1 protein-coding gene is annotated in these 269 nt (G+C 66.2%); it reads right to left on the bottom strand.

Going from position 1 to position 269, the window contains the following annotated elements; all coding sequences use genetic code 11:
- Positions 1-269: malonate decarboxylase subunit alpha (locus KZZ07_RS26950; RefSeq protein WP_219520039.1), on the bottom strand; the 269-nt coding region annotated here is incomplete at both ends.

Here is a 269-nt window from a genome sequence, read left to right as displayed (position 1 = left end):
GGCAGCAGCAGCTCGATCGCCGCCGTGCCGAACCCGATGCCGTGGTTGAGCCGCCTGATGCCGTACTCGGCGTAGATCCCCTTGATCGCCATCATGGCGATCAGGATCTGCGTCTCGGTCATCGCCGCCGGGTCGCGGGTGAAGAGCGGCTCCACGTAGAAGGGCTTGTCGGCCTCGACCACGAAGTCGATCCGGTCGCCCGGGATGTCGACCCGCGGGACCGTGTCGACGATCTCGTTGACCTGCGCGACCACGACGCCGTTCTTGAA

Origin of the sequence: Mameliella sp. CS4 (assembly GCF_019392335.1) — a bacterium.
Classification (GTDB): Bacteria; Pseudomonadota; Alphaproteobacteria; order Rhodobacterales; family Rhodobacteraceae; genus Antarctobacter.
Note: the sequence above shows the minus strand (reverse complement) of the source record. Positions and strands in the feature narration are given on the sequence as shown.